At 39.3% G+C, this 15,362-nt stretch carries 18 protein-coding genes; 5 read left to right on the top strand and 13 right to left on the bottom strand.

Features of this window, described 5'->3' with window-relative positions; all coding sequences use genetic code 11:
• Nucleotides 1-7: 7 nt before the first annotated feature.
• Nucleotides 8-1,762, bottom strand: coding sequence for an ABC transporter ATP-binding protein (locus tag AC0VYV_RS09070; RefSeq protein ID WP_430241961.1), 1,755 nt, complete (start codon nt 1,760-1,762; stop codon nt 8-10).
• A gap of 294 nt (nt 1,763-2,056) precedes the next feature.
• Nucleotides 2,057-2,602, bottom strand: coding sequence for a peroxiredoxin (locus tag AC0VYV_RS09065; protein WP_098443217.1), 546 nt, complete (start codon nt 2,600-2,602; stop codon nt 2,057-2,059).
• Between the two features lie 331 nt (nt 2,603-2,933).
• Here AC0VYV_RS09065 and AC0VYV_RS09060 point away from each other — a divergent pair, with 331 nt between their 5' ends.
• Nucleotides 2,934-3,731 (top strand): mechanosensitive ion channel family protein, encoded by a 798-nt coding sequence (locus AC0VYV_RS09060; RefSeq protein ID WP_370314489.1) that lies wholly within the window; start codon nt 2,934-2,936, stop codon nt 3,729-3,731.
• Between the two features lie 63 nt (nt 3,732-3,794).
• On the top strand, nt 3,795-4,004 hold the full coding sequence (locus AC0VYV_RS09055; RefSeq protein WP_194221258.1) for a ChaB family protein: 210 nt from the start codon (nt 3,795-3,797) through the stop codon (nt 4,002-4,004).
• Between the two features lie 37 nt (nt 4,005-4,041).
• Here the strand turns inward: AC0VYV_RS09055 and AC0VYV_RS09050 are convergent, their stop codons facing one another.
• From AC0VYV_RS09050 to AC0VYV_RS09035, 4 genes are all read right to left on the bottom strand, one after another.
• Entirely contained in the window at nt 4,042-4,284 is a 243-nt protein-coding gene (locus tag AC0VYV_RS09050) for a YkuS family protein (RefSeq protein WP_430241964.1), read from the bottom strand.
• Between the two features lie 157 nt (nt 4,285-4,441).
• Nucleotides 4,442-5,557: an N-acetyldiaminopimelate deacetylase gene (locus AC0VYV_RS09045; protein ID WP_430241966.1), complete on the bottom strand. Its 1,116-nt coding sequence runs from the start codon at nt 5,555-5,557 to the stop codon at nt 4,442-4,444.
• Between the two features lie 5 nt (nt 5,558-5,562).
• Entirely contained in the window at nt 5,563-6,282 is a 720-nt protein-coding gene (dapD, locus tag AC0VYV_RS09040; protein ID WP_194221255.1) for a 2,3,4,5-tetrahydropyridine-2,6-dicarboxylate N-acetyltransferase, read from the bottom strand.
• A 96-nt stretch (nt 6,283-6,378) separates the two neighbouring features.
• A complete protein-coding gene (locus tag AC0VYV_RS09035) occupies nt 6,379-7,236 on the bottom strand; it encodes a LysR family transcriptional regulator (protein ID WP_430241969.1) in 858 nt (285 codons plus the stop codon).
• Between the two features lie 136 nt (nt 7,237-7,372).
• On the opposite strand from AC0VYV_RS09035, the gene AC0VYV_RS09030 reads away from it, so the two are divergent.
• On the top strand, nt 7,373-8,113 hold the full coding sequence (locus AC0VYV_RS09030; RefSeq protein WP_430241972.1) for a sulfite exporter TauE/SafE family protein: 741 nt from the start codon (nt 7,373-7,375) through the stop codon (nt 8,111-8,113).
• Between the two features lie 11 nt (nt 8,114-8,124).
• Entirely contained in the window at nt 8,125-8,505 is a 381-nt protein-coding gene (locus AC0VYV_RS09025; protein WP_475374768.1) for a VOC family protein, read from the top strand.
• Here AC0VYV_RS09025 and AC0VYV_RS09020 read toward each other — a convergent pair.
• The 5 genes from AC0VYV_RS09020 to AC0VYV_RS09000 form a co-directional block, all read right to left on the bottom strand.
• Nucleotides 8,500-10,026, bottom strand: coding sequence for an MDR family MFS transporter (locus AC0VYV_RS09020; protein ID WP_475374767.1), 1,527 nt, complete (start codon nt 10,024-10,026; stop codon nt 8,500-8,502). The two genes, AC0VYV_RS09025 and AC0VYV_RS09020, sit on opposite strands and share 6 nt — an antisense overlap.
• A gap of 51 nt (nt 10,027-10,077) precedes the next feature.
• Complete coding sequence (gene cbpB / locus AC0VYV_RS09015) at nt 10,078-10,533, bottom strand: cyclic-di-AMP-binding protein CbpB (protein WP_430241979.1); 456 nt, start codon at nt 10,531-10,533, stop codon at nt 10,078-10,080.
• A gap of 98 nt (nt 10,534-10,631) precedes the next feature.
• Nucleotides 10,632-11,363 carry an SDR family NAD(P)-dependent oxidoreductase gene (locus AC0VYV_RS09010; protein WP_475368881.1) on the bottom strand — a complete coding sequence of 244 codons (732 nt, stop codon included), beginning with the start codon at nt 11,361-11,363 and terminating at the stop codon, nt 10,632-10,634.
• An 11-nt stretch (nt 11,364-11,374) separates the two neighbouring features.
• Entirely contained in the window at nt 11,375-12,448 is a 1,074-nt protein-coding gene (gene corA, locus AC0VYV_RS09005) for a magnesium/cobalt transporter CorA (RefSeq protein WP_226612668.1), read from the bottom strand.
• A 131-nt stretch (nt 12,449-12,579) separates the two neighbouring features.
• On the bottom strand, nt 12,580-12,738 hold the full coding sequence (locus tag AC0VYV_RS09000) for a hypothetical protein (RefSeq protein WP_430241985.1): 159 nt from the start codon (nt 12,736-12,738) through the stop codon (nt 12,580-12,582).
• Nucleotides 12,739-12,910: 172 nt separating this feature from the next.
• Between AC0VYV_RS09000 and AC0VYV_RS08995 the strand changes: the two genes are divergently transcribed.
• The gene (locus tag AC0VYV_RS08995) at nt 12,911-13,060 is read left to right on the top strand and encodes a hypothetical protein (RefSeq protein ID WP_226612666.1); all 150 of its coding nucleotides are present in this window, start codon (nt 12,911-12,913) and stop codon (nt 13,058-13,060) included.
• Between the two features lie 36 nt (nt 13,061-13,096).
• Here AC0VYV_RS08995 and AC0VYV_RS08990 read toward each other — a convergent pair whose 3' ends face one another.
• The gene (locus tag AC0VYV_RS08990) at nt 13,097-13,468 is read right to left on the bottom strand and encodes a VOC family protein (RefSeq protein ID WP_430242411.1); all 372 of its coding nucleotides are present in this window, start codon (nt 13,466-13,468) and stop codon (nt 13,097-13,099) included.
• Between the two features lies 1 nt (nt 13,469).
• Complete coding sequence (locus AC0VYV_RS08985; protein ID WP_475374766.1) at nt 13,470-15,350, bottom strand: PAS domain S-box protein; 1,881 nt, start codon at nt 15,348-15,350, stop codon at nt 13,470-13,472.
• Nucleotides 15,351-15,362: the final 12 nt, after the last annotated feature.

The following is a 15,362-nucleotide window of genomic DNA, read 5'->3' as shown; positions in this document are numbered from 1 at the left end:
CCCCATTTCAACCAGTTTGTCTGGCCATGATCTCTTTACGATCTTGATATTGTATATCATAAATATTTCGGTAGTAGCCGTTTTGATCAATGAGCTCTTGATGTTTTCCTCGTTCTACAACCTCACCTTCATTTAACACGATTATTTCATCTGCATGTTTCAAAGAAGAAATTCTATGTGCAATAATGAACGTTGTTCTTCCTTTCATAACCTCTTCAAATGCTTTTTGGATTTTCACTTCCGTTTGCATATCAACTGCGCTTGTAGCATCGTCAAGGATGAGAATACTAGGATCTGTTAGGATGGCACGAGCAATAGCAATACGCTGCTTTTGGCCACCAGATAGCCCCATTCCACGTTCGCCTAGTACCGTATCATATCCCTCTTTCATTTCCATGATGAAATCATGCGCCTGCGCTCTTTTTGCCGCATCCTGTATGGCTTCAAAAGAGATATCGGGATCACCATAAGCAATATTATCTCGTATTGTAGACGAGAACAAAAACGTCTCCTGAAGGACCACACCAATATTTTTCCGAAGCGATTTCACTGTATACTCTTTAATATTCCGTCCATCGATTACTACTTCGCCTTCGTTAGGTTCATAAAATCTTGCAATCAATTGGGTAATCGTTGTTTTACCTGCTCCCGTAGCCCCAAGTAAGCCAATCGTTGTGCCTTTTGGAGCATTAAACGAAATATTCTTAAGTGCTTCGTCATCATCAGAAGCATATTTGTGTGTGACATTCTCAAATGACACGTTCCCTTCAAGACGTTCAACATCCAACGCACCATCTCGATCATAAATATCTTCAGGCTCATCTAGAATCTCAAGTAAACGTTCTCCTGATGCTTTGGATTGAGAAAACGTGTTGATGACGAATCCAAGGTTCATGATTGGCCAGATAATATACCAAACAAGACTAAAGAAAGCCACTAACTCACCAGGTTTAAGCTGGTTTTGAAACACAAGATATCCCCCATATGAAAGCAAGAAAACAACGCATAAATTCCCGATAAACTCCATGAGCGGGAAAAATTTAGCCCAAATGTATGATGTTGTTAAGTAGTTATCACGATAGTCCGTATTGCTGTCAACAAACTTATTGATTTCAAAATCTTCTCTTGATAATGACTTTACCGTATTAATGCCACTAATATTCTCTTGTACTTTCGTATTCAACCGCGCCATTGATTTACGAATTCCTCTAAACGCTGGGTGAACTCTCTTATCGAATCGATAAACCACAATCGCGAGAAATGGGAGCATTCCAAGCGTAACTAACGCAAGCGGAATAGAGTATCCAAACATCACGATTAAACTAAAGCTTACGATAAGAACAAAGTTGATCACTTGTGCGAATCCAAATGATAAGAAAAACCGGAACCCTTCTACGTCAGCCGTTAAGCGTGACATTAAATCCCCTGTTTTCGCGTTATCATAATAACGAAAAGGTAAATATTGAAGTTTTTTGTAAAGCTCCTCTCGAAGTCGATACACTGCTGTTACTCCAAACAAGTCCCCTAGATATTGTTGGAAAAACGTAGCAGTCCCTTTTACGATCATGATTCCTATGAAACCAAATGCAAGATATGGTACCCATTTGTATTCTTGCTTTAGAATGACATCATCAATTGTAAATTGAAGAAGCATAGGATAAAGGACTGTGATACCCGTGACAAAAATAAGGGAAAATACGGACCATAGAAAAAGCTTTTTGTATGGCCAATAAAAATCTTTCAATCTTTTAAACGTTTCCATTCCAACACCACCTTCAGCCAGTAAATAGTCATTAAAAAAATAGTGACAATATACATAATATATCGGAATTCGAAATAAATAACCACCTATTAGGCCTAAAATTCGGAATTATTTAAATAGGGGAATGCTCCTTAGATCGAGAAGATATTTACAATTATCCAGCTGAACAGTTCTTGCAGCAATTTTTTTCAAGCAGACAACTTAAAATCGAAGGTAACATTCGAGTGATTAGCTATTATAAGTCATACAAAAACCCCAGAGAGCAATGCTCTCTGGGGTAGGTTGTTTTCTATCTTATTTAAGTGTTTCTTGACCTGGCTTCCAGTTAGCCGGGCAAAGTCCACCAGTTTGTAGTGCTTGAAGTACACGTAGTGTTTCGTCTACGTCACGGCCAATGTTGTTGTGGTTAACAACAGAGTATTGAAGTTCGCCTTCAGGATTGATGATGAATAGGCCGCGAAGTGCAACACCTTCATCTTCAATAAATACGCCGTATTCTTTAGAAACTTTATGGTTTGTATCTGCAGCAAGTGCATAGTTAAGATCACCAAGACCATTGTCGTTGCGGTCTGTGTTAATCCATGCAAGGTGTGTATGGATTGTATCAGTAGATACTCCGATTACTTCTGCATCAAGATCGTCGAATTCTTCGAAACGATCGCTTAGTGCTGTAATTTCAGTTGGGCATACGAATGTGAAGTCCATTGGATAAAAGAAAAGGACTGTCCATTTATCGTTCTTCATATTTTCTTCAAGGCTTACTTTGCCAAATTCTTTGTTTGTCATAACTGCTTCCATTTCGAAGCGAGGTGCTTGTTTTCCTACCATGCGTTCTACCATGTGTAAATCCCTCCTAGAAAATATCCTGCGGCTTTCGCCCACAAATGACATTATAGTACACGAGTTATTTTTAGTCAATGTTAAATAATAATTAATTTAATGTGGGTTAATGACCTTCCTCCACTATCGTACCCACGTTTACCCCTCACTAAACAGGGTAACTTTAGTATAGCGAAAATCATTTCATTCGTCTCGTCTTAACACTTCACTTGAATTATCATGACAATTTTCGCTATAATTTGACCGAGTGCTAATCCTACATAATGTAGTGAGAATTAAAGGAGGAAGTCTATTGAACTTTGTTGACAACATTAATTGGGAAGGTTTCTTAATGGATACTGGCTTAATTATCCTGAAGTTAATTGCTATCCTAATCATTTATGCAATTGTAAAAGCGATCGGAAATCGTTTCATCGAAAGAACCTTTACTCAAGTATCAGAGAAGCAGAACATGAGTCCAGGGAGAGCAAATACTTTAAAAAATTTATCAAAAAGTATTTATACGTATATTCTACTCTTCATGGTTGTTGCGATCATCTTTGAAACCTTTGGCTTTGATATTAAAGCGCTAATCGCTGGTGCAGGTATTATTGGCCTCGCTGTCGGCTTTGGAGCCCAAGGTCTCGTAAGTGATGTGGTGACAGGCTTCTTTATCCTACTAGAGAAACAAATGGACGTTGGCGATTACGTAACTGCTGGCGGCTTTGGAGGAATCGTAGAAGAAGTCGGGCTTCGCACAACTCACATTCGGTCGTTTGATGGGACATTGAACTATGTACCAAACCGCGAAATTAGCTCATTAAGCAACCATTCACGTGGTAATATGCGTGCTCTTGTAGATATTGGTATTTCTTATGATGACAATATTGATGAAGCGATCCGTGTGATTCAGAAAGTGTGTGACAACGTTGCGGCTACAAACGAAGCTGTCGTAGAAGGACCAGATGTTCTAGGTGTTCAAGGTCTTGGTTCTTCAGATGTTGTTCTTCGCGTTCTATGCCGCACTCAGAACATGGAACAATGGGGCGTTGAGCGTCAGCTACGGAAAGAAATTAAAGAAGCTCTTGATGCAAATGGCATTGAAATCCCATTCCCTCATCAAGTATTCATTGAAAAGAAAGAACAATAAGCGTTTGCCCCTTCCTTTCATTGGGTAAAGATATCACAGATCTTTCAAAGGAGTGTGATCATATTGCCTTACAATTCTAAAAGCGAGTTGCCAGATCAAGTGAAAGACAACTTGCCTTCGCACGCACAGGATATCTTTAAAGAAGCGTTCAACTCCGCATCTGATCAATATGATTCTGAGAAAACAGCTTTTAAAGTAGCATGGAGTGCTGTGGAGGAAAAATACGAAAAGAATGATAATGGAAATTGGGTCAAAAAGAATAACAATAGCTAAAGAAAATGAACCTCTACCTAGGTAGAGGTTCATTTTTTCATTGATAACGACTGTCCACCTGCTGACATACTTGATCAGCTGTCATGCCATCTGCGTTAATAACTGCCCCGTTCGTGCTTGCATTTTGCATGCCCATCACATTTTGATCTTGACCAGACACAACACAACAGTCACAACCATTTGCATCACTTTCTTGTTTAAAGGATACAACCTCATACCCTTTCGCTTGCAAAGCTTGAGCTACATCAGATAGCGTATCTTCTACAGCAATTCGTTTCATTTCCCTCGCTCCTTATGAATATGTAATTTCTAACTCTATTATTTTGACCAACGTTTTATGAATTATACGTATAGCATTCATCAGAGAAAAACTCAGTTATTATGTCAATCTAAAAAAACAATAACCCCCAGGCATTAGCCTGGGGGTTATCAGTTTCTTAGTTTGCAACCTTATTTAAATAAGAAGTTAACGCAAGATACGCCGTTTCAATCGCAGACTCATCAGGTTTGAGTGTAGATGTATGCAGACCGGCTGGAGAATTCACTCCTAGCCAGAACATAAATCCAGGAATCTCCTTTAGAAAATACCCAAAATCCTCACCAGTCATCGCTTCTCGACATTCCACTACGTTGACATCTTGAAGTTTTCTCGTTTCTTCCATAAAAGATTGTACCAGCTCGGCATTGTTCGTCACCTGGTAATAATTAGAGCCATAATCAATAGAAGCAACACATTCAAATGATGCCTCGATGCCTTTTACGATAGCTTCAATACGGTGCTTGACTTGGGACATAGAATCAGCAGATAGAGTACGGATTGTACCTTCTAACCTTGCCTTTTCTGCAATGATGTTTTGCTTCGTGCCTCCGTCAATTTTCCCTACAGTTACCACAGCTGAGTCAAGAGGATCTACATTTCTCGCTACAATAGATTGGAACTGAGTAACGAGATGGCTAGCGGCAACAACCATATCACGTGTATGGTGTGGATACGCTGCATGACCCCCCTTTCCTTCTAAATCAATGAATAACTCAGAAGTATTGGCAAAGAGCAATCCTGGGCGTGTGGCAATCGTGCCTACAGGGTACTCAGGTGCAATATGCAACGCAATCATTTGATCCGGCTTCCATGCTTTAAACTCATCACTTTCAAGCATTGGCAAAGCTCCGCCAGGACCTTCTTCTGCAGGTTGGAAGACAAACAGCAAATTGTCTTTTACGGAATGAGTTGAATAGTACTCAAGAACGGAAAGAGCAATCGTCATATGAAGATCATGTCCACAAGCATGCATGAACCCTTCATGCTCAGACTGAAAATCATACCCGGTCTCTTCTTTGATTGGTAACCCATCGATATCTGTCCGATATCCGATCGTTTTTGAAGGACTTTCTCCATTTACAAATACAAGGATACCCGTTCTCCAGGTTTTCACCTGGAGACGGTCCTGTGGGAGTTTTTCTATAAACTGAAGAAGATAACGATGCGTTTTCACTTCCTGAAAGCCAATTTCAGGAATGCGATGCAGGTCTCTTCGTACGGTTTTGATGTCCATTAAAATTAATCGTTTTGAAGCTGACGAAGCTCTTTTTTGATTTCTGTTTTCGAGCGAGTTTGGTCATCAATTTTCTTAAGAACGCGTGCCGGAGTTCCTGCAACTAGTGTGTACTCAGGAACATCTTCAGTCACAATAGCACCAGCGGCTACAACAGATCCTTTTCCTACTTTAACGCCTTCTAGAACGACTGCGTTCGCACCAATCACAACGTCGTCTTCGATGACAACCGGGCTAGCAGAAGGTGGCTCAATAACGCCTGCAAGAACAGAACCTGCCCCAATATGACAGTTCTTACCGACAGTTGCACGTCCACCAAGAACTACGTTCATGTCGATCATAGTTCCTTCACCTACAACAGATCCGATATTGATCATCGCACCCATCATAATAACAGCATTATTGCCAATTTCAACTTGATCACGAATAACAGCACCTGGCTCGATTCGCGCTTGAATTCCTTTAAGATCAAGCATTGGAATAGCTGAATTACGACGATCATTTTCTACTACATAATCTTCAATATTGGAAGCTTCAGACTCAAGTGCTTTCTTAATGTCTTTCCACTCACCAAAAAGAACACCAGTGTTCCCTGTAATGAATGACTTCGTGTTGCTACCAAAGTCGATTCCCTCAAGGTTCCCCTTAATATGTACTTTCACAGGAGTAGATTTCTCACTGTTTTGAATAAAGCTAATAATTTCGTTTGCATCCATCATTTTCATGGTGTATTTCCTCCTTTGTTCATCATGCTTATACAAGCACAGCATGTTACTCATTTTATCGTACATGATCGATCACGTGAAGTCTAATCTTACAGGCTATTCACTTAATAATTCTACAAACTTCTGAACCTGCTTCAATTGCATCGCGGTATCATTTGTTAATAACCAGGTATCACGCTTTAATGGCAATCCTTCACCATCTTTAAGTGGAATCCGAAAATATTCTTTATCATTCTCTGTAATGCTGATGGAAGGTAAGATAGCGTAGCCAATCCCATTTAACGCCATTTGTTTACACGTTTCGATTTGATCAACGACAATTGTTTTCTTTGGAGGCGCAAATGATTGGGTTTGCCACCACTCCTGTATTTCTTGAAAATAAGTAGAGTCACTTTTAAATTGAATAAATGGTTTTTCTGTTTCTCGCAATTCTTCCATTGATTTAATGGACGTATCGACCAAATAGAGCTCATCTGAAATCAAATACTGACTTCTCCCTCTCCAATCGGGCTTTCCTCGAATAATTCCAATATGAATATCATCTTCGTACAAGTACCGTAATATGTCACTACTCCATCCTGTAACTAGCGATATTTTGACACTGGGATAGTGCTCAACAAATTTCTTTAGCACCGCTGGAAGCCAGTACTGTCCGATGATAGATGCTACCGCTAGTTTCAGCGTTCCATGCACTTCCGAGCTTAGCGCTGTCAATGCTTCAAATACTTTTTCTTCTCTCCGAATCGTATCATTAGCAAAAGCGATAATCCGTTCACCCGCGGGCGTAATCGTTAATCCTTTTTGCGAACGAAGAAAAATCGGTATCCCCCATGCCTTTTCAATCGATTGAAGGCGTTGACTTAACGCCGGCTGAGATACGTAAAGTCGCTCAGCCGCTCTTCGCATATTCGCTTCCTCCGCTAAGATCGAAAGAACCTGATATTCTGAGCTCATTAAAAGGCCCCCTTTCTTATAAATCTCCATTTACTCATAAGTAAATCTTATTGTAATTCATCATTATAATCTAATTTCATTATGGATTAAAGAAGACTATACTATGACATGAGATATTTTCGATGGAGATGATCATATGGAATGGCTTTTCTTATTTGGCATTGGTCTTATTGCCACGTTTGTTGGAACCTTGTCTGGCAGCGGAGGACTTATTAACTTTCCCTCGATGATGTTACTCGGTCTTCCCATTCATTCAATTATTTCAGCAAATAAGTTTTCAAATATGCTTAGTTCATTTTCTAGCTTTTTCGTTTTATTAAAGAGGAAGGAACTCTCCATGAAAGAAGCACTGAAAACAGGACCTATCGCTTTAACTGGTGGGGTCCTCGGTGGATTGTTTGCCTCGTCACTATCCCAACAGGCGCTGCAACTATTCGCCGGAGGAATGCTTCTTGTTGCCTTAACTTTATCATTTATGAAAAAGAAGGAATCAATTCATTTATCACATAACGTTCCTACCAAAGCACTCCCGTTCGTTGGTCTAATAGGATGGTATGATGGTACGTTCGGCCCTGGACAGGCGACTCTTCAAATGCACTTATTTCGTCACAGCGGCATCTCCTACCTTGCTTCGATAGGTCTAACACGATTTAATACCTTCTTAAGTTGTACAGGGGCTGTCATGGTCTATTCACTTAGTGGTCACCTTAACATGGCGATCGCGGTCCCACTTGCGGCTGGCTCTATCACTGGAGCACAAATTTCTGTTCGAATGGCCAATAAACTTTCTCTTGTGCAAATAAACTGGTTGCTTCGCTCCATGACCATTTTGTTGATTCTACAAGTATGCTACAGCTTATTTAATACACAATTTTAGGAGTGATTAACATGGTTATCGATTATATTCGTCTCCACCACCTTCAAATTTGTATACCAAACGACCAGGAGGAACTTGCGAGGAATTTCTATATAGGGATACTTGGCTTTGAAGAAATCGAAAAACCAGCTGTTTTAAGAAAAAACGGAGGCTTCTGGTTAAGAGCAGCAGACATTGAATTACATGTTGGGACCGAAAGTACTATTGTGCCAGGGAAAAGACATCCTGCCTTTGAAATTCATAATCTGCTAGAAGCAAAGGCACATTTAGAAAAACACCACATCCCAATACAAAAAGACAAACCAATCGAAGGATATCAGCGTTTTAGCTTTTATGATCCCTTTCAAAACCGAATTGAATTCATTTCACGTATAGGAAAACCCGGCTTATGAGCGAGCCGGGTTTTGTTTCTTATCAGGCTTTGGAATAAAGAGTACTAGCAGAAAGCTTAAGAGTGCCATGACTGCAACTCCTCCATACACCCATTTTAAAGAGGTTGTGAGTCCGTTCTGCAACAAATCAAGCACAGATGGATCAAGGCTGTTACGCTTAGTTTCATCAAGTAATTGATTGGCTGTATTAAGGTTCACATCTCCTCCCGAAGAGCGGTTCGTTAAATATTGTTGAAGGCGGCTGTTTAAAATACCGCCAAGTAGCGCAGCACCGACTGCACTTCCAAGCGTTCGCATGAACATATTTGAAGCTGTCGCAATTCCTCGCTGTTTCCAAGAAACTGAGCTTTGGATGGCTACAATAAATGTTGTAGACGTTAACCCCATGCCAACACCGATAAGAAATGAACCAAAACCTGCAAAGATTGGTCCTAATGCTGGCGTCATCAACAGATAGATCACCGAACCGCTAATAAGTGAAATTCCTCCAACGACTGATGTAATCCTAAATCCGATTTTTATGACGAGTTTCCCTGCTATAGTAGACGCAATTGGCCATCCTATCGACATCGTCGTAAGCGTAAATCCTGCTACAATAGGAGATTTCTCCATTACTCCCTGAACAAATGTCGGAAGAAAGCTAGAAACACCAATCAAAATCATGCCCGTCGTAAACGTTACTGAATTCGATATGGCGATAACCGGATCGCGCCATATACCAAGAGGCATTAGCGGCTCTTTCGCTTTAAGTTCGACTCTAAAAAAGATCGCCATAGCTACGAATGATGTACTTAGAAGGGTGAGGATAGGTAAGGAAGTCCACTTCCAGTGAACGCCTCCTTCAATCAAGACGACCATCAATGCACTGATCGATACAAGCAAAAGGATGGCACCAGAGTAATCAATCGATTTCCGTTCTTTATCAATCGATTCATGAAGCAAGAGAACAACGCCAACTAACGATAGAACTCCGAGAGGAATGTTCATCCAGAAAACCCATGACCAATCAATGTACTGAACAAAAATACCGCCTAGAGCCGGGCCTGCGATAGCCGATATTCCCCACACGCTAGCAAGATACCCTTGAATCTTTGCCCGCTCCTCCATCGAATACATATCACCCACAATTGTAAGTGCTATTGGTTGTACGGCCCCTGCTCCAATTCCTTGAATAAGCCTGAAAAGGATAAGCGCTTCCATCGACTCCGCAAATCCACATAATAAAGATCCTATTAAAAAAATGACAATACCGATCGAATAGATCGGTTTCCTACCAAAGAGATCTGAAAGTTTACCAAAGATAAGGACCGTAATTGCAGACATTAATAAATAGGCTGAGAAAACCCAGCTAAACGTCGAGAATCCACCAAGATCGCTCACAATACCAGGCATCGCTGTTGAAACGATTGTTCCTTCGATCGCTGCCATGAACATTCCAATAATAATGGCTCCAAGTACGAATGGTCGATTGGTTTCCTTGTTTTGGATACTTGATGTGATTTGATTTGTTAGCGATTTCATTTTATTCATCCCCATATGTAAAAATCCCGGTAATAGTACCGGGATAAATGCTTAAGACTGTCTAACTGATGACTCATGCAAATAACGATTAACAAACTTAAGAAGCGCTCTTCTTGTTAGAATGCCTTTAAAAATATTCTCATCATCGACTACACAAAGAAACGGATGATCAATTGCTAGCTTTAACCCTTTGAAAAAACCGTCCTTTTCATTAATACAAGGTATTTCTGTATTCATAACTTCTTCAACAACTAATTCACTTAATTTCTCGAATTCAATTCGCTCGATGCCTAGAATCGAATCAAGGATGAGCGGCTGACTAATTAATCCCTTTAGACGATATTCAGTATCTAATACTGGGATAGACGAATAGCCTGATTTAATCAAAATAAGCATCGCGTGCTCCAAAGGATTCGTCAGCTGAACATGTGCTACTTTTTCTGCTGAAATCACAAGATCTTGAATTCCTGTTTCATACAAATTAGGTAATTCCATATGTTTTGCCATTTAAAACGTCCCCTCAAGCATGATTCGCCCTGTAATTTTTCTCTAATGAAGGTCTGTTATTATAGTAACATGAATGGGGATTGTCCGTTAACTATTGATTAATGTTCATAAATCATTTTACGAGTCATACCTCCATCAACGACTAAATTCTCACCTGTGACAAAATCATTTTCTTCATTCGTTAGGAAGAGACAGGCACGTCCAATATCTGATGGCTTTCCAACTCTTTTGGATAGATGCTGCTCATGATCCACGTCACGTAAGGCATCATAGTCTTCTACTTCAATCCAACCCGGGCTAATTGAATTGACAGTAATATGATCATCTGCAAGGGACACTGCTAGCGCATGAGAAAGCGCTACGATTCCTCCCTTAGTAGCAGCATATGCTTCACTGTTCGGTTCTGACATCGTCGCTCTCGTTGATGCAATGTTAACGATTGAGCCACCGTTATTTCTTCTCATAAGATGAGCAGCGGCACGAGACCCAAGGAATACGCTTCGTAAATTGGTGTTGATGACGTTATCCCACTCTTCTACACCTAGTTCATCCATATGTTTAAATGCTGTTAGGCCAGCATTATTGATTAAGATATCTAGTTGCCCATACTTCTCTTCAACTTTATGAAAAAGCTGTTTAATGGATTCTGGTTTACTTACATCTGTTAAGATAATGTCACCATAACCTCCATGCATTAATTCTGCTGTTTCTTTGCAACCTTCTTCATTCACATCGGCAAGAACAACGCGATAGCCTTTATCGGCATAAGCAATCGCAACTCCCCTACCGATTCCATGTCCAGCACCTGTTACTACAACGACTTTTTGCATCAAATAACCTCCTAAAACCAGTTTTTACGTTTGAAATAAACGAGCATTAAACCAGTTATGATAATCATGACAATCCATACGGCTGGATAACTCCATTCCCAGCTTAGCTCCGGCATGTTTTTGAAATTCATGCCATAAATTCCTGCTATGAATGTTAACGGAATAAAGATTGTTGAAACAATCGTTAGTACTTTCATAATCTCGTTCATTTTCATACTTAAGCTGGAATAGTACACATCCAGTAAACCGTAAAGTTGGCCTCGAGAAGTCTCCACCATATCATTTGCTTGGACAATATGATCGTGAATATCCTGCAAATAAAAGGAAATGTCCTCTTTTATATAAGGGACTTTCCGATTAATTAATTTGTTCACGACTTCTCTAACTGGCCAAACCGTTTTCTTAAGCTGCAGAATTGTATTCTTATATTGATTAATATCTTGTAATGAATGATTATCAGGATCTTCCATAATCATTCCTTCTAACTCAGCTATACGATCATCCATTTCATCCATAATGATCAAGTATTGATCAAAGATTACATCAAGTAGGGAATAGTAAAGAAAATCCGCCCCACTCTTTCGAATTCTCCCTTTGCTTTCCTGAAGTTGTAAACGAACTGGATCAAATAAGTCACCGCGCTTTTCCTGAAAAGTGACGACTGTGTTCTCCATTAATATAAAACTCACCTGTTCGATGTCAAGATCAGTACTTTCAGGTGATAAATCAAGCATCTTTACAATCGAAAGTAAGTGATCTTCAAAAAAGTCTATTTTCGGTCGATGATCCGTATTTAAAATATCCTCTGTCGTTAAAGGATGAAGTCCTAATTTTTTACTAATCTGATCTACCAACTGAACATTATGTACTCCATTTACATTAATCCAAGCTACTTGATCAGAGTCAATCAATGTCTTTATTTTATCTATCGAAACATCTTCAAACTCTTCCATTCCATGAGAGTCAAATGCGATAGCTGAAACAGTGACTTCCTCCGTTTGCTCATCTCCTATATAAACAAGCGAGCCTGGGGGCATTCCTTTTTTTTGAGTTCGATTTCTTCTAAGTTTTGTACGAATCCCCATTTGATTCCACCTCAATTCTCTTCTAAAATACCCTAAATTAATGTATTGAAAACACGAAAATCTTTTCAATTTTCCTGTTAAGACGCATGTCCAACAATAATTCAGCATAAAAAAAAGCCCATTAAAAAGGGCTAAAGCACATCTTCTTTACGAATGATCTCTTCATACTTTTTCCAGAACATTTCAAGATCAGACTTAGAAGAATCTGTCTTAATAGCATTCCACACAACTATCATAAATAAAGCAAGTCCAAGAAATAAAGCGGCTAATGATAATAGTACAGCTACCATCAAATCCCCCCTAAACGGTTCTTTCCATTTTATGATGGTAAATGCACTAAAATGTTAGAATAAACAGATAATACTTGATTCTTTATTCTAACTAGGTTATGTTACGAAAAACATCTTTTTCATCAAACAAGCACTTATTATCAAAAAGCAGAGTATAAGGAGGAGCATTATCATGGATCACTCTCGAAAAGATATTAAACAAATTGAAGAAAAGGCTAAAGAAGATCAGCGCCGTGCCGAGAAAGCCAAAAAAGTTGTGAAAGAAGCACAAAAAAGCGCCAATCCACAAAGAGAACACAACGAATTCTCATCGAAACAATAACAAAAGGACGCCTTCTAATTGGAAGGCGTCCTTTTGTTATTGTTCTGTATTCAATTCAATCAGATTGCCATCAGGATCAGAAACAAAAATTTGGGCAAAACCACTTTTACTCGTTGGATTCTCATAAACCTCTATCTTTTTTTCACGCAGCCACTTCAACGTATTATCATAACTAGTAACACGAAAAGCGAAATGCCCTTCCCTGGATGATAATGAGGTTGAACCGCGAAGCGTATTAGCATCAGGATACACAATTAAATGAAGCTGTTGTTGACCGATTTGAAACCAGGCGCCTGGAAAATCAAAATTGGGGCGCTTCATTTCTTTCAAGCATAATATATCTTTATAAAACTTTTTTGCCCGTTCAAGGTCTGTTACCGCCAAACTAACATGATGAATTTGCTGCACTTCAATCAATTTTGTCCCTCCCGCTCTTTACTTCTTGATTCTCTTGATTACTACCTAACTTTTGACTTGAAGGTAAACTAATTCGAAAAACAGTTCCTTTGCCCTCTTGGCTAGTAACATCAATGCAACCGCCGTGTTCCTTAATCACTTTATAGCTTACCATTAATCCTAGCCCAGTTCCTTTTTCTGAAGTTTGATAGTAAGGTTCACCCAGTCGATTAATCAGATGCTTGGGTATTCCCACGCCTTGATCTTCCACTTCCACAATTACTTCTTTTTCTCTATTTTCCAAAAGACTGATTCTAAGTTGACCGCCATGTGGCATGGCTTCAATGGCATTATTCATAATGTTCGTAATGACCTGCTTAATGTGTGAGCTGATACAAACGCACTGAATATCCGTATGACTATAAACTTCAATTATATCAATACTATACTCAGCAGCCTTTTTAGATAGGCGCTCAATTAAATCTCTCATTAGATGATTCATGTGAACCGTTTCGTACGAAACAAACTCTCTTTTTGATAGAAGAAGAAATTCATTTATCGTCTCCTCTAGCTGTTCCATTTCAACCCCAACTACTTTAAGAAGTTCTTGATTAACCGCTTCATTTCCATCAAGCATTTGAAGAAAACCTTTCACTGTTGATAGCGGGTTTCTAATTTCATGTGCTACCCCTGCCGCAAGATCACCAAGAACGTGGCTTGTTTCCGTCTTACGTAGATGTTCTTCCGCATTCTTAATCTGAGTCACATCTCGAATAATGACAAGATGATGCTGAGGATAGATGTGGTAGCTTAATGTAAAACTAAATGTTTGAACGACACCTGTTTGATCGTTCATTATTTTTCCTTCGCCGCTTCTCCCTAATTCAGCAGGATGATCCCACACAATATCACATTCTTTTTCTAATGAAGAATAATGCTTATCAACGACCTCGTTCTCTTGTAATTGAAATAGGTCGCAAAATGCCCCATTAACTTTTACAATAATCCCTTTATCATTTAGGATACCCATACCATCTAGAGCTCTTTCAAACAATTGACGAAACCGCTCTTCACTTCGCTTTAGTTCTGAGAACATTTGTTTTCTCTCTGTAATATCACGGTATATGGTTAAATACAAATCTCCATATCCGCTTTTCTTCGTTGTAAACTCAAGCTGTTTCTTTTCTCCGCCGAGCATTGTGAATTGAAGATCGCCTCTAATTTCACCTTGTTCTTCTAACGTTTTTTGAAACGATTTCCCCATCTTAATATCGACGCCTTCAAGAAAATCAAATAAATTATACGTTTTCATTTCATTTAAACTGACCTTAAAGATTTGACAAGCAGCAGGATTCGCGTCTACAATCATCCGATCTTTGTCCCAAATTAAAATACCATCTAGCGCATTTTCAAAAATGTTCGTAAATTTATCTTTGCTTTCCATCAACTGGTCAAACAATACCTGCTCTTCGGTAACATCGCGAATAATTGATAAATTGTAATCTCGATAAGCTTTATACGTTATCGATAATTCAACGGATTTCCGTTTGCCATTCTCAAGGAGAACAGGAAGCTTCTCCACTACATATCCCTTTTCAATCAAATTCTTTCTCATTTCTTCCAAAGTTTCAAGCCCCTGAGGTGCAACATGATGTCCAAGCTTCATAGATTGAATCGATTCCATATCAATTTCAAAAATATCACAGCATGCTTGGTTGAGTTCAATCAAGTTTCCCTCTTGATCTGAAAGCGTCATGCCATCTCTAGAATGATTAAAAATGTGATCAAGCTTTCGACTTTTTTCAATCAATTCGAGGTGAAGATCATTCTTTTCCAGTTCAGAGCCGACTTCAAGCATGGAAAATGTTTGCTGATTCGTTTTTTTATATTCCATACGCGGTCTCCT

It is taken from the genome of Anaerobacillus sp. QJM3NY_17, assembly GCF_056173665.1.
This window is presented reverse-complemented; position numbering and strand designations above follow the sequence as displayed.

Excerpts from the sequence above, each read along its gene's own strand:
- AC0VYV_RS09030 (WP_430241972.1), top strand. The coding sequence starts at position 7,373 with ATGGAATGGCTTTTCTTATTTGGCATTGGTCTTATTGCCACGTTTGTT.
- AC0VYV_RS09035 (WP_430241969.1), bottom strand. The coding sequence starts at position 7,236 with ATGAGCTCAGAATATCAGGTTCTTTCGATCTTAGCGGAGGAAGCGAAT.
- corA (WP_226612668.1), bottom strand. The coding sequence starts at position 12,448 with ATGGGGATTCGTACAAAACTTAGAAGAAATCGAACTCAAAAAAAAGGA.
- AC0VYV_RS08985 (WP_475374766.1), bottom strand. The coding sequence starts at position 15,350 with ATGGAATATAAAAAAACGAATCAGCAAACATTTTCCATGCTTGAAGTC.
- AC0VYV_RS09020 (WP_475374767.1), bottom strand. The coding sequence starts at position 10,026 with ATGAAATCGCTAACAAATCAAATCACATCAAGTATCCAAAACAAGGAA.
- AC0VYV_RS09025 (WP_475374768.1), top strand. The coding sequence starts at position 8,125 with ATGGTTATCGATTATATTCGTCTCCACCACCTTCAAATTTGTATACCA.
- AC0VYV_RS09050 (WP_430241964.1), bottom strand. The coding sequence starts at position 4,284 with ATGAAACGAATTGCTGTAGAAGATACGCTATCTGATGTAGCTCAAGCT.
- AC0VYV_RS08995 (WP_226612666.1), top strand. The coding sequence starts at position 12,911 with ATGGATCACTCTCGAAAAGATATTAAACAAATTGAAGAAAAGGCTAAA.
- AC0VYV_RS09045 (WP_430241966.1), bottom strand. The coding sequence starts at position 5,557 with ATGGACATCAAAACCGTACGAAGAGACCTGCATCGCATTCCTGAAATT.
- AC0VYV_RS09010 (WP_475368881.1), bottom strand. The coding sequence starts at position 11,363 with ATGCAAAAAGTCGTTGTAGTAACAGGTGCTGGACATGGAATCGGTAGG.
- cbpB (WP_430241979.1), bottom strand. The coding sequence starts at position 10,533 with ATGGCAAAACATATGGAATTACCTAATTTGTATGAAACAGGAATTCAA.
- AC0VYV_RS09070 (WP_430241961.1), bottom strand. The coding sequence starts at position 1,762 with ATGGAAACGTTTAAAAGATTGAAAGATTTTTATTGGCCATACAAAAAG.
- AC0VYV_RS09060 (WP_370314489.1), top strand. The coding sequence starts at position 2,934 with ATGGATACTGGCTTAATTATCCTGAAGTTAATTGCTATCCTAATCATT.
- AC0VYV_RS09065 (WP_098443217.1), bottom strand. The coding sequence starts at position 2,602 with ATGGTAGAACGCATGGTAGGAAAACAAGCACCTCGCTTCGAAATGGAA.
- AC0VYV_RS09000 (WP_430241985.1), bottom strand. The coding sequence starts at position 12,738 with ATGGTAGCTGTACTATTATCATTAGCCGCTTTATTTCTTGGACTTGCT.
- dapD (WP_194221255.1), bottom strand. The coding sequence starts at position 6,282 with ATGAAAATGATGGATGCAAACGAAATTATTAGCTTTATTCAAAACAGT.